The organism is Stenotrophomonas maltophilia group sp. msm1, from assembly GCF_032025805.1.
GTDB classification, from domain to species: Bacteria; Pseudomonadota; Gammaproteobacteria; order Xanthomonadales; family Xanthomonadaceae; genus Stenotrophomonas; species Stenotrophomonas hibiscicola.
In genome coordinates, this window is sequence record NZ_JAVSKH010000001.1 from 65,850 (window position 1) to 77,787 (window position 11,938).

At 67.3% G+C, this 11,938-nt stretch carries 13 protein-coding genes; 5 read left to right on the top strand and 8 right to left on the bottom strand.

Going from position 1 to position 11,938, the window contains the following annotated elements; genetic code table 11:
* From mreD to ROV95_RS00280, 3 genes are all read right to left on the bottom strand, one after another.
* Positions 1-486, bottom strand: a complete 486-nt coding sequence (gene mreD, locus ROV95_RS00270) for a rod shape-determining protein MreD (protein WP_019660684.1) — start codon at positions 484-486, stop codon at positions 1-3.
* Positions 483-1,496 (bottom strand): rod shape-determining protein MreC, encoded by a 1,014-nt coding sequence (gene mreC / locus ROV95_RS00275; protein ID WP_312542127.1) that lies wholly within the window; start codon positions 1,494-1,496, stop codon positions 483-485. The genes mreD and mreC overlap by 4 nt, the downstream gene beginning before the upstream one ends.
* 121 nt (positions 1,497-1,617) lie before the next feature.
* Positions 1,618-2,664: a rod shape-determining protein gene (locus ROV95_RS00280; RefSeq protein WP_005419402.1), complete on the bottom strand. Its 1,047-nt coding sequence runs from the start codon at positions 2,662-2,664 to the stop codon at positions 1,618-1,620.
* Positions 2,665-2,947: 283 nt separating this feature from the next.
* Here ROV95_RS00280 and ROV95_RS00285 point away from each other — a divergent pair, with 283 nt between their 5' ends.
* A complete protein-coding gene (locus ROV95_RS00285; protein ID WP_019660686.1) occupies positions 2,948-3,886 on the top strand; it encodes a carbohydrate kinase family protein in 939 nt (312 codons plus the stop codon).
* A gap of 219 nt (positions 3,887-4,105) precedes the next feature.
* On the opposite strand, the gene ROV95_RS00290 is transcribed toward ROV95_RS00285, so the two are convergent.
* The 4 genes from ROV95_RS00290 to ubiE form a co-directional block, all read right to left on the bottom strand.
* The gene (locus tag ROV95_RS00290) at positions 4,106-4,726 is read right to left on the bottom strand and encodes an HAD family hydrolase (RefSeq protein WP_134730128.1); all 621 of its coding nucleotides are present in this window, start codon (positions 4,724-4,726) and stop codon (positions 4,106-4,108) included.
* A complete protein-coding gene (locus ROV95_RS00295; RefSeq protein ID WP_164119388.1) occupies positions 4,726-5,457 on the bottom strand; it encodes a hypothetical protein in 732 nt (243 codons plus the stop codon). Before ROV95_RS00295 ends, ROV95_RS00290 begins: the two co-directional genes overlap by 1 nt.
* Positions 5,458-5,584: 127 nt before the next feature.
* A complete protein-coding gene (locus ROV95_RS00300) occupies positions 5,585-7,513 on the bottom strand; it encodes a M1 family metallopeptidase (RefSeq protein WP_111098682.1) in 1,929 nt (642 codons plus the stop codon).
* A gap of 183 nt (positions 7,514-7,696) precedes the next feature.
* On the bottom strand, positions 7,697-8,458 hold the full coding sequence (gene ubiE / locus ROV95_RS00305; protein ID WP_312542137.1) for a bifunctional demethylmenaquinone methyltransferase/2-methoxy-6-polyprenyl-1,4-benzoquinol methylase UbiE: 762 nt from the start codon (positions 8,456-8,458) through the stop codon (positions 7,697-7,699).
* Positions 8,459-8,538: 80 nt separating this feature from the next.
* Between ubiE and ROV95_RS00310 the strand changes: the two genes are divergently transcribed.
* The 4 genes from ROV95_RS00310 to ROV95_RS00325 all read left to right on the top strand — a co-directional run bounded on the left by ROV95_RS00310 (position 8,539) and on the right by ROV95_RS00325 (position 10,351).
* Entirely contained in the window at positions 8,539-8,991 is a 453-nt protein-coding gene (locus ROV95_RS00310) for a nucleoside deaminase (protein ID WP_005419409.1), read from the top strand.
* Between the two features lie 198 nt (positions 8,992-9,189).
* A complete protein-coding gene (locus ROV95_RS00315; protein WP_021203905.1) occupies positions 9,190-9,450 on the top strand; it encodes a hypothetical protein in 261 nt (86 codons plus the stop codon).
* 75 nt (positions 9,451-9,525) lie between these two features.
* Positions 9,526-9,861: a hypothetical protein gene (locus tag ROV95_RS00320; protein ID WP_021203904.1), complete on the top strand. Its 336-nt coding sequence runs from the start codon at positions 9,526-9,528 to the stop codon at positions 9,859-9,861.
* Positions 9,862-9,928: 67 nt separating this feature from the next.
* Positions 9,929-10,351: a low affinity iron permease family protein gene (locus ROV95_RS00325; protein ID WP_032961193.1), complete on the top strand. Its 423-nt coding sequence runs from the start codon at positions 9,929-9,931 to the stop codon at positions 10,349-10,351.
* An 83-nt stretch (positions 10,352-10,434) separates the two neighbouring features.
* On the opposite strand, the gene smeF is transcribed toward ROV95_RS00325, so the two are convergent.
* Positions 10,435-11,820 (bottom strand): multidrug efflux RND transporter outer membrane subunit SmeF, encoded by a 1,386-nt coding sequence (gene smeF, locus ROV95_RS00330; RefSeq protein ID WP_312542142.1) that lies wholly within the window; start codon positions 11,818-11,820, stop codon positions 10,435-10,437.
* Between the last annotated feature and the right edge of the window lie 118 nt (positions 11,821-11,938).

Consider the following 11,938-nt stretch of genomic DNA (forward strand, 5'->3'; position numbering starts at 1 on the left):
TCAGCGCCCGCGCTTGCCGAAGCGCACCGCGTCCAGCAGCACGAACACCAGCGGCCACAGGCCCATGCCCAGCAGCGGGGCCCACCAGTACGACCACGGCAGGGTCGGTTCGCCCACCAGGATGTGCACCAGTGCGCTGACGATGCGGTCGTTGAACAGCAGGCCGCCGATGGCCAGCATCTGCTGCGACATCGGGAAGAAGCGGATGCGCGCGCGGAAGCGCTGCAGGATGAAAGCCAGCATCACCAGCCGCAGTGCCTGCTCGCCGAGGACGCCGCCGTACAGCAGGTCGGCGATGACGCCGCTGGCGAAGGCGATGCCCAGGCCGACGCGCTCGGGCGCTTCGATGACCCAGTACGCCAGCACCAGCGCCAGCCAGTACGGGCGCAGCGGCTGCAGCAGCGCCGGCAACGGCAGCAGGCCCAGCAGCAGCGCCACCACCAGGCTGGCCGGCAGCACCCATGGCTTGTCGCGCAGGCGGCTCATCGCTGCGCCTCCGGCGTGGTCGGTTGCCGGCCAGCGGCCGGCACTACCGGGGCGCTGACCGGAGCTGGCGTCGTTGCCGCTGGCGCGGTTCCCACGGGCACGGTGGCGCCGGTGGCCGGGCCACCCGGGGCGGTTTCTTCCAGCTGCAGGCGCAGCTCCGGCGGAATGCGGATCGCCGCGCCCGGGCGCAGCAGCAGCACGTCGCGGCCGCGGTCGAGCTGCGCCGCCGGCTTCAGTTCGCCTACCAGGAACGCATGGGTGTCGTCCGGTCGCAGGCCGGTAATGGTGCCGACCGGGAAGCCGGCCGGGAAACGACCGCCAAGACCGGAGGTGACGATCTCATCGCCCACTTCCACCCCGGCGCTGAGCGGAATATCGCGCAGTTCCAGCGTGTCGCCGCGGCCATAGACGATCAGGCGAACGCCGTTGCGGGCCACGGTAACCGGCACGGCATGGTCAGGGTCGGTCAGCAGCAGCACGGTAGAGGTGCCGCCGGTGACGCTGATCACCTGGCCCATCAGGCCGCCGGCGTCGATCACCGCCTGGCCGACATGCACGCCCTCGCGGCTGCCGGCATCGAGTACCAGGCGCTGTTTGACCGGGTCCAGGTCGATGTCCAGGATCGGCGCCAGCTGCACGTCCAGGCCACTGCGCTCGGCCACGTTCAGCAGTTCGCGCAGCTGGGCATTGTCCAGTGCGGCGGTCTGCAGGCGGGTCAGGCGCGCGTTGGCCAGCAGCAGCTGGTTGCGCAGTTCGCGGTTCTCGGCGACCAGCTGGCTGTGGCTGGCGGCAGAATCCTTGACCTGGTTGCCGAGCTTGCCGGGCAGGCCGGCCAGTGCCCAGACCGGCTGCACCAGGCTGTTGGCCTGCTCGCGCAGGCGCGCCAGCCAGCCGGCCTGGTCATCGAGCACGATCAGCGTGATGGCCAACGCGAGATAGGCCAGCAACCGCAGGGGGCTGGCGGCATCACCGGATCGGGAGGCGACGGGAGGACCGGCGTAGGGCGGCACGGCAACGATTCAACTGGCAGAAGGCGGAAGGGAAACACGCGGGCGCCCCGCCGGTGCCGGCCCGCCATCACGGCGGGCCGCACCCCGGAAGGGCGCGGCGGGCAGGAACGGCCGGGACGGCTTATTCCGGCGCAAAGAACTCGTTGCCGTGCATGTCCACCAGCTCCAGCGCACGACCGCCGCCGCGGGCCACGCAGGTCAGCGGATCGTCGGCCACCTGCACGTGCAGGCCGGTTTCCTCGGAGATCAGGCGGTCCAGGTCGCGCAGCAGGGCGCCGCCACCGGTCAGCACGATGCCGCGCTCGGCGACGTCGGCGCACAGTTCCGGCGGGGTCTGCTCCAGCGCCAGCTTCACCGCGCTGACGATGCCCGACAGCGGTTCGTGCAGGGCCTCGAGCACCTCGTTGGAGCTGATCTTGATCATCTTCGGCACGCCCTCGGCGAGGTTGCGGCCGGAGATTTCCATCTCGATCACTTCCGCCTGCGGGTAGGCGCAGCCCAGCTCGACCTTGATGCGCTCGGCGGTGGCTTCACCGATCAGCATGCCGTGGTTGCGGCGCACGTAGTTGGTGATGGACTCGTCGAAGCGGTCGCCGCCGATGCGGACCGAGGCCGAATAGACGATGCCGTTGAGCGAGATCACCGCCACTTCGGTGGTGCCGCCGCCGATGTCGATGACCATCGAGCCACGGGCTTCGGTGACCGGCATGCCGGCGCCGATCGCGGCGGCCATCGGCTCTTCGATCAGGAACACGTCACGGGCACCGGCTTCCTCGGCCGATTCCTTGATCGCGCGGCGCTCGACCTGGGTCGAACCGGCCGGCACGCAGACCAGCACGCGCGGGCTCGGGCGCAGCACGCGCGACTTGTGCACCTTCTTGATGAAGTGCTTGAGCATCGCCTCGGTGTAGGTGAAGTCGGCGATGACGCCGTCCTTCATCGGGCGGATGGTGGTGATGTGGCCCGGGGTACGGCCCAGCATCTGCTTGGCTTCGGCGCCCACGGCTGCCACCGAGCGGGTGCCACCGATGGCACGGTCCTGGCGCACGGCCACGACCGATGGCTCGTTCAGTACGATCCCCTGCCCGCGCACGTAGATGAGGGTGTTGGCCGTGCCCAGGTCGATGGACAGGTCGTTGGAGAACATGCCACGGAGTTTCTTGAACATCTGAGGAAGGAGTCCTGAGGGGTGTCGTGCCCGCCGCGGGATGGCGAAAAAATGGGCAGAAATCGAGGCCGACAAGCCTAGCAACCCGCCTGCCGCCGAGCAAGGAAAAAACTAGCTGAACCCGCGTCTTCACAGGCTTTCGGCCTGATCAGGTCTCACCCGGTTCTGGCCCTGAGCGGCACCAGCGGGTAACCTTTGCGCCGTCGGGCGCCCAAGGGCGCCGTTTGCTTGCCCGCTGAACCGGGCCGGCCCACCCCAAAATTCACCGCATAGGCTTACATCGATGTCCGCTCTGATCTGTGGTTCTCTTGCCTTCGACACCATCATGGTGTTCCCGGACCAGTTCAAGAATCACATCCTGCCGGACAAGGTGCACATCCTGAACGTGTCGTTCCTGGTCCCACGCATGCGCCGCGAGTTCGGCGGCTGCGCCGGCAACATCGCCTACAACCTGCACCTGCTGGGTGGCCAGCCGATCCCGATGGGCACGGTGGGATCGGACTTCGGCCCGTACCGCGAGTACTTCGAAGGCCTGGGCATCGACCTGTCGCGCGTGCGCGTGATCGATGAGCTGTTCACCCCGCAGGCGTTCATCACCACCGATCACGACAACAACCAGATCACCGCCTTCCACCCGGGCGCGATGATGCGTTCCTACGAGAACCACGTGCGTGGCGTGCCGGGCGTGACCCTGGGCCTGGTCGGCCCGGACGGCCGCGAAGGCATGATCCAGAACGCGCAGGAATTCCACGAGGACGGCATCCCGTTCATCTTCGACCCGGGCCAGGCCATGCCGCTGTTCAACGGCCCGGAGCTGCGCGCGTTCATCGATCAGGCCGACTACGTGGTGGTCAACGACTACGAGTCGAACCTGCTGCAGGAGCGCACCGGCTGGGACGAAAAGGAGATCGTCAGCCGGGTCAAGGCCTACATCACCACCCGTGGCCCGAAGGGTGCGGTCATCCACACCCCGGAAAAGAGCTACGACATCCCGCCGGCGCACGAGCGCCGCGTGGTCGACCCGACCGGCTGTGGCGACGCCTTCCGCGCCGGCCTGATCTACGGCATCCAGAAGGGCTACGACTGGCTGACCATCGGCCGCATGGGCAACCTGATGGGCGCGCTGAAGGTCGAACACCCGGGCACGCAGAACCAGCGCTTCACTTTCGATGAGTTCAACGAGCAGTTCAAGCAGCAATTTGGCTACGCGCTTAGCGCGTAACCAAATTGCTCGCGCATTCCACCTTATCCCCGCGCCTTCGGCGCGCCCCTTGAACAACAAGGGGGCTTTCCACCCGATGCGCTGCTGGGAATGCTGTTGGTAGGTGTCGACCTTGGTCGACACACTGTTTGATTCCTGTAGAGCCGAGCCATGCTCGGCTTGCGCGCGCCAGCGCGATCTGACCGGACAGCAGCCGAGCGTGGGCTCGGCTCTACATCATCAGGCGCCCTGCCAGGCAGCCAACAAGGCGCGGCAATCGGCGAAATGCCAGTCGGCACGGCCCGGCCACGGATTTTCCGGCAGATTGACCAGCACGGTGTGCGTGCCTGCGGCACGGCCGCACTCCAGGTCGTAGGCGTGGTCACCGACCATCACTGCCTCCGCAGCCCCGATCCCCCAACGCCGCAGATGCTGCTGCAGGCCATCCGGTGAGGGTTTGGGCACCGCTTCATCGCGGCCGATGATGTCGGCATCGTCGAACAACGCCCCGACCCCGATCGCGTCCAAAGTCAGCTTCGCCAGCGCATGATCATTGCGGGTCAGGATGCCGAGCCGGCAGCCTGCCGCCGACAACGCGCGCAGCAGCTTCAGCGCACCCGGTGCCGGCAGTGCGTCCTCGGCCAGCGCGCGCTCATGATCCAGCAGCCACGCGCGCTTGGCCTGCGCCGGTGCGTCCGGCAAGGCCGCAATATGGTCAAGGATGTCTTCCTCGGCCGCGATCTCCAGCGCGCGGCGGATCGCGGCGAAATCATGCACGGCGACGGTCAGCGTGCCATCCATGTCGAACACCCAGTGCCGGATCGCGGACAACGCGTGCACGGCGCTGCCCGCCGCAACGATCACTGCCACCACTGCGGCATGCGGCTGGCGTCGACGCCACCGGTTTCGAACACAGCGGTGCGGGTGCCACCGGCCTTGACCGGGAACTCGATGCTGATCGATTTGCCCTTGCGCGCCAGCTTCCACAGCGCCTTCTGGTCGGTGATGAACAGGGCAATGGCTTCATCGGTCTTCGGACGCCACGCCGCCATGGAAATCGGCTTGCCGTCGTCCACGGTTACTTTCACCGTGCACTGCGGGCAACGGAAATCGCCGGCCTGCAGCACCAGATACGCATGCCGCTTCCACTCCGGATGATCGCGGAACACCAGCTGCACCGGCTTGGCGCCGCTGCCATCCACGTCCACCCGTTCCTTGCTGTAGATCTGCGCCGAAACCTGGTTGCCCTTGCTGCCCACCGGGATCTGGTTGTACTGCCACAGCGCCTGCATGCGGCGCAGGTCGCGCGCGGCATCGCCCTTGGCCTTGACCTCGTCGAAGCCTGCGGCGATGCGCTCGGCGGCCGCGGTGTCCTTGTACTGGTCCAGCAGCGAGGCGCCGTGCAGGCGCGCGCGCTCCCAGTCCTGCGCGGCCACGGCCATGTCGTACTGCTTGGCCACGTCTTCGGCCTTGGCCTCCTTCTGCGCCTGCACGGCGGCTGCGGCGGCTTCCTGCGCCTTGCGTTCTTCCTCGGGGTTGCTGCAGGCGGCCAGCGCCAGCGTGCAGGCGGTGAGCAGGATCAGTCGTTTCATGGCGGAGGTCCTTTGCGAGTGCATCCCGATTCTATCGGCAGCGAAAAGCGGATACACCAACGGCGGGTTTCCCCGCCGTTGGTGGTGAAGCAGTGACCGGTTGCCGGCCAGCGGCCGGCACTACCGCTTACTTGGCTTCAGCCTTGGCCAGCATGTCCTGGACCGAGGCGGTGGTGATCGGGTGGTAGCCCGGCTTGGCCTTTTCGAAGGCCTGCTTGGCCAGCTCCAGCCCCTTCGGGGTCTTCACCAGTTCGGCGTAGATCGGCAGGATCAGCTTGCGACGGCCGACGCGCTCGATGAATGCCGCCGCGCCTTCATTGGCCTGCTCGTAGCCGCTGCGGATCGCCAGCGGGTACCAGCGCATGGCGATTTCGCCATTCGGGGTGCCGGTGAAGTGGAAGGCCTTGTCCAGCGTGGCCAGCTTGTCCAGCGGCTGGGTCGCGCCCAGGCCGTCGATGAAGCGCACCCATTCCTGGGTGCTCCAGTCGGCGATGACCTGGCTGCTGGGCACGGTGCCGGCGCTGGCAAAGGCGATGCGTGCGGTATCGACGCTGCTGAAGTTGCGCGACTGCGCCTTGGCCGCGAACGCCGGGATACCCGGCTCGTCCAGCCATGCCTTCAGTTCGGCCTCGGTCACTGCCGACGGATTCTTCGGCAGCAGGTTCTTCTTCATGTAGTCGACGAACTGGTCGGTGTTCGCGCTCTGGAAAGCATGGTCATCGAACCAGCCGCGCAGGAACGGATCGAAGGTCTCGCGGCCGAAGCGCTGCTCCAGGAACTCCAGGAACCATGCACCCTTGACGTAGGCGACCTGGCTGAGCGCTTCGTCGGGGTCGCGCTCGTTCAGCGGCGGCAGCGCCAGCGCCTGGTCGGCCGGGCTCATGTCCTTCACTTCGGCCAGCAGGTCGGTCTGGTCGATCTGCTTCTCCATCTCGGCCATCTCCTTGCCGTACAGGGCTTCGGTGATGCGGCCCTGGACGTAGGTAGTGAAGCCTTCATTGAGCCAGATGTCCTTCCAGCTGGCGTTGGTCACCAGGTTGCCCGACCAGCTGTGCGCCAGTTCATGGGCGACCAGCGAGACCAGCGACTTGTCGCCGACGATCACGGTCGGGGTGGCGAAGGTCAGGCGCGGGTTCTCCATGCCGCCGAACGGGAACGACGGCGGCAGCACCAGCATGTCGTAGCGGCCCCAGCGGTATTCGCCGTACAGCTTCTCGGCGGCACCGATCATCTTCTCGGTGTCCTCGAATTCCTTGGCGGCCTTGTTGACCATGGTCGGCTCGGCCCAGACGCCGGAGCGGCCGGAGATCGGCTCGAACACCAGGTCGCCGGCCGCGATGGCCAGCAGGTAGGACGGAATCGGCTGCGGCATCTTGAAGGTGTAGTCACCGTCACGCGCGGCCTTCGGATCGTTGTCGGCGCTCATCAGCACCATCACGTCCGGGCGCGAGACCACGTGCGCGCTGTAGGTGAAACGCACGCTCGGGGTGTCCTGCAGCGGCACCCACGAACGGGCGTGGATGGCCTGCGACTGGCTGAACATGAAGGGCAGCTTCTTGCCCTCGGTCATCGACGGCGCCAGCCACTGCAGGCCCGAGGCGGTCGGTGCGGTGTGGTAGGTCACTTCCACCTTGGCCGGCTGCTCCGCAGCCTCGATGGTCAGCTTGCTGCCGAACACCTTGTCGGCCGGGGCCAGTTCGAACTTCAGCGGGCTGCGCGCGCCGTCGGCGGCAACGGCCTCGACCTTGGACACGGTCAGCTCGCGGGTGTCGAGCACCAGTTGCCTGGCGTCCTTCTGTTTCCATTCCAGGGTGTAGGTGGCGGTACCGCCGATCTGCTTCTGGTCGAAGTCCAGCTTCAGATCCAGCGCGATGTCCTTGATGACGACCTTGTCCGGCTCGGCGTACGAGCTTTCGTCGTGGCTGCGGTTCTCGGCGTTCACGGGGGCGGCAGGGGCCTTTGCGGCAGTCGGGGCGGCGGCGGGCGCGGCCGCCTCCTGGGAGCAGCCGGCGGCCAGGGCCACGGCCAGCGGAAGGAGCATCAGCGGATTACGCATGAATCGGGACCGTTACGGGGATCAAACCCCAATGGTAACTCCCTCCGGCCGCGCAGGCGTTGCGCGGTGCGGGGTAATGGCGGCCCACAGCACCGGTAGTGCCGGCCGCTGGCCGGCATCCGCACGGACGATGACCGGGCACGGGGATGCCGGCCAGCGGCCGGCACTACCCGGACACCGGGCTTACAGCTTGTAGCCGGAGTGGATCGAGACGATGCCGCCGGTCAGGTTCTTGTAGTGGCAGCGCTCGAAGCCGGCCTGCGCCATCATCGCCTTCAGTTCGTCCTGCGGCGGGTGCTTGCGGATGCTCTCGGCCAGGTACTGGTAGCTGTCCGAGTCATTGGCGAACAGCTTGCCCAGCTTCGGCAGGATCTTGAACGAGTGGAAGTCGTAGATCGGCTTGAACCAGTCCGCGGTGACTTCGGAGAACTCCAGCACGCGGGCCTGGCCGCCCACCTTCAGCACGCGGTGCATCTCGCGCAGGCCAGCGTCCTTGTCGGTCACGTTGCGCAGGCCGAAGGCGATGGTGACCAGGTCGAAGCTGTTGTCCGGGAACGGCAGGGCCTCGGCGTTGCACTGCACGTAGTCCAGGCCCAGCACCAGGCCGCGGTTGGTCAGGCGGTCACGGCCGACCGACAGCATGCCGGCGTTGATGTCGCCCAGCACCACCGAGCCCTCGGCGCCGACGCGCTCCTTCAGCAGGGCGGCGATGTCGCCGGTGCCGCCCGCCAGATCGAGCACGCGGTCGCCCGGCTTCACCTGCGCGGTGGCCACGTAGTAGCGCTTCCACGCCCGGTGCACGCCCAGGCTCATCAGGTCGTTCATCAGGTCGTAGTTGCGCGCGACCGAGGTGAACACCTGGCCGACCAGCTTCTGCTTGTCCTTGGCGGCGACGTCGCGGAACCCGAAATGGGTGGTACCGGCTTTGTAGGGGGATTCGCTCATGGCCCCGATTATCGCACCGCCGGGGGCCAGCGGCACCCCCTGCCCGTATCATGGCGGGCCACGACTTACCGGAGCCCCGCATGATCACCACGCCCGACTACCAGGCCCTGCTGCAGACCGCCATCGCCGAAGCCCGCCAGGGCCTGGCCGAGGGCGGCGTGCCGATCGGCGCGGCCCTGTACCACAACGACGGCCGCCTGCTTGGCTGCGGCCACAACCGCCGCGTGCAGGAAGGCGACCCGTCGGTGCACGGCGAGACCGATGCGTTCCGCAAGGCCGGCCGCCAGCGCCGTTACCAGGACACGATCATGGTCACCACCCTGGCACCGTGCTGGTACTGCTCTGGCCTGGTGCGCCAGTTCAACATCGGCACCGTGGTGGTGGGCGAATCGCGCACCTTCCAGGGCGGCATCGACTGGTTGCGGGAAAACGGCGTCAACGTGATCGACCTCGACAACCAGGAATGCGTCGACCTGCTCGGCGATTTCATCAGCCGCCATCCGGACATCTGGAACGAAGACATCGGTGAATGAGCCACACACCGTCATCCGTTGAACCCGTTTGATGAACGCTTCAGTGCCGCCACCTCTTAGTGCGGACAGCGTTTGCGGCCATTGCCGTGACCGCGCGCACAGTCAGCTGGACTGCGTGCACACACTGCGGTAACACCCCACCCGGCTGACACGCCTAGGGTGGGGTTACCGGGGCTCGTTTCCCCGGCGGAGCCAGCCATGTGCGCGCACGCCGTACGACCTACGCCCGACCCGATCCTCGAATCCATCCGCGAACGCCTGCAGCAGCACTTCGCGCTGCACCGGCGCAGTGCGTCGTTCTGGAGTGCCTACCAGGGCCTGCAGCTGGAACTGGTGCGCGGCCAGCCACGCGATCACGAGCGACTGTGCAACGCGATGGCCACCATGGCCGAGCAGATGGGGGCGGTCGAGCACGCGCAACTGATCAGCAATCGCCACACCGGCTCCACATCCCGCTGACGCGGCATGCACCGGCAGATACGCCACACTCCGATGAACCCCCACTCCCTTTCCACTCAACCGAACTGGATTGTCATGCACGCTGAAGTCCCCACCATTCCTCCGGTCATCAACGTAGACGCCGAGCTTGACCACTGGCGCCGCCAGCATGCCGAGGGCGCACTGCCGCACAACTCGTTCGGCTCCTACGTGCCGTGGATCAAGTTCGCCTGTGATTCGCTGATCACCCAGCCGCGCGCCAGCGAGGCCGAACGTGACGAAATGTTCCAGACCCAGTACGCCCTGCAGATCATGCCGCGGCTGAGCGAAGCACAGGCCCGCGAGTTCGTCGACCTCTGCTGGCAGCACGTCTATCAGAGCAGCCCGGTGCGCAGCCTGCAGGCGCCACGACTGCAACGCATGCGCGCCTGACGGCCGCTGCACGGCGCCTCCACGCGCCACTGCCGATCATCCTCGTCACCTGAGTGGGACGACGACGATGAAAGCACGAAACCTGTTCAATACGATCGCCAAGAAGGCCGCGGCCGCCACGGGCTCGCCGTGGACCTTCCTGGCTGCAGTGGCGATCGTGGTGATCTGGGGCATCAGTGGCCCGGTGTTCGGCTTCAACGACACCTGGCAGCTGGTGATCAACACCGGCACCACCATCATCACCTTCCTGATGGTGTTCCTGATCCAGCACACGCAGAACGCGGACACCGCCGCGATGCAGATCAAGCTGGACGAGCTGATCCGGGCAACCGCCGAGGCCAACAACGAGCTGCTCGATCTGGAAGAACTGGACGAGGCACGCCTGGAAGAGATCCGCGCCGAGTACGAGCAGATGGCGCGCGAAGCCGGCGATGCGCTCGCGCGGGTGCGCGCCTGCCATGCAGCGCGGCGCGACGATGAAGCGGTGTAGCAGGTCCTGAAATGACAATGCCGGCCAGCGGCCGGCACTACCATCGATCATCAAGGTAGAGCCGGCCGCTGGCCGGCTGTCCTTCAGCTGCGCTCGTGCCAGCCACCGCCAAGCACCTTGTACAGCGTGATGCGGTTGGCCTGCTGCGCCAGCTGCGCCTGCAGCTGGGTCTGTTGTGCGTTGTAGGCGGTACGTCGCGCATCCAGCAGGGTCACGAAGCTGTCCAGGCCCGCGTCGTAGCGCGCCTGCGACAGGCGGTTGGCCTGTTCGGCCGCTTCCACCAGGCGCTGCTGTGAACTCACCTGCTCGTCCAGGCTGACATTCAACGCCAGCGCATCGGCGGTTTCGCGGAAGCCCACCTGGATCGACTTCTCGTACTGCGCCAGAGCGATATCACGATCGACGTTGGCGATGGCCAGGTTGGCGCGCAGCTTGCCGCCCTGGAAGATCGGCAGCGTGATCTTCGGCAGGAAGCTCCACACGCGCGTACCGCTGTCGAACAGGTTGGACAGTTCGCTCGAACCACTGCCGACGCTGCCGGTCAGCGAGATGCTCGGGAAGAACGCCGCGCGTGCCGCACCGATATTGGCGTTGGCCGCCAGCAGCTGGTGTTCGGCGGCCATGATGTCCGGGCGCTGCAGCAGCACGTCGCTGGGCAGGCCGGCCGGCGGCGGTGCCAATGCAAGCAGCTGCGGCTCGATGCTGTCCGGCAGCAGCGCCGGATCCAGCTGGCCACCGGCCAGCAGCGCCAGCGCGTTACGGTCCTGGGCCAGCTGGCCACGCAGGCGTGCTGCGTCCGTACGCGCGGTCTCGACCAGCGTGCGGGTCTGGGTCAGTTCCAGTGCCGAACTGCCGCCACGCTCGTGGCGGGCCTCGGCCAGGCGCAACGAATCTTCGTAGGTCTTCAGCGTGGCCTCGGCGATCTTCAGCTGCTGCGCATCGGCACCATACGTCAGCCACGCAGTTGCGGTCTCGGCAATCAGGCTCAGCTGCGCGTTGCGGCGGTTGGCGGCCACCGCGAAGTACTGTTGCAGTGCCGCTTCACTGAGGTTGCGCACGCGGCCGAACAGGTCCAGCTCGAACTCGGCCACGCCAACGCCGGCGGTGAACTGCTCGCTGACACCGGCATCGGTACCGCGACGGTCCATCTGGCCGGTGACGGCCACGCCAGGCACGCGATCAGCGCGCTGCACGCGGTACTGGCCGCGCGCGCGTTCAACGTTGAGCACGGCCACGCGCAGGTCGCGATTGTTCTGCAGCGACTGCTCGATCACCTGCTGCAGGCGCGCATCGGTGAAGAAGTCGCGCCAGCCGACGGCGGCGGCATCGGCCACCTCGCCCTGCGCGGCCTCGGCCGGCCACTGCGCCGGGATCGCCGGGGCGACAGCGGTGTTCTTCGGCACCAGGGTGGAGCAACCTGCCAGCGCGAGCGCGGCGGCCAGGGATACAGCAAGAGAAGAGAATTTCATGGCGACACCTTGGGGGTCACGGTGGTAGCGGGGGGGGGGGGGGGGGGGGGGGGGGGGGGGGGGGGGGGCGCCCGCCGGGGGGGGGGGGGGCGCCCGGGGGGGGGGGGGGGGGGGGGGG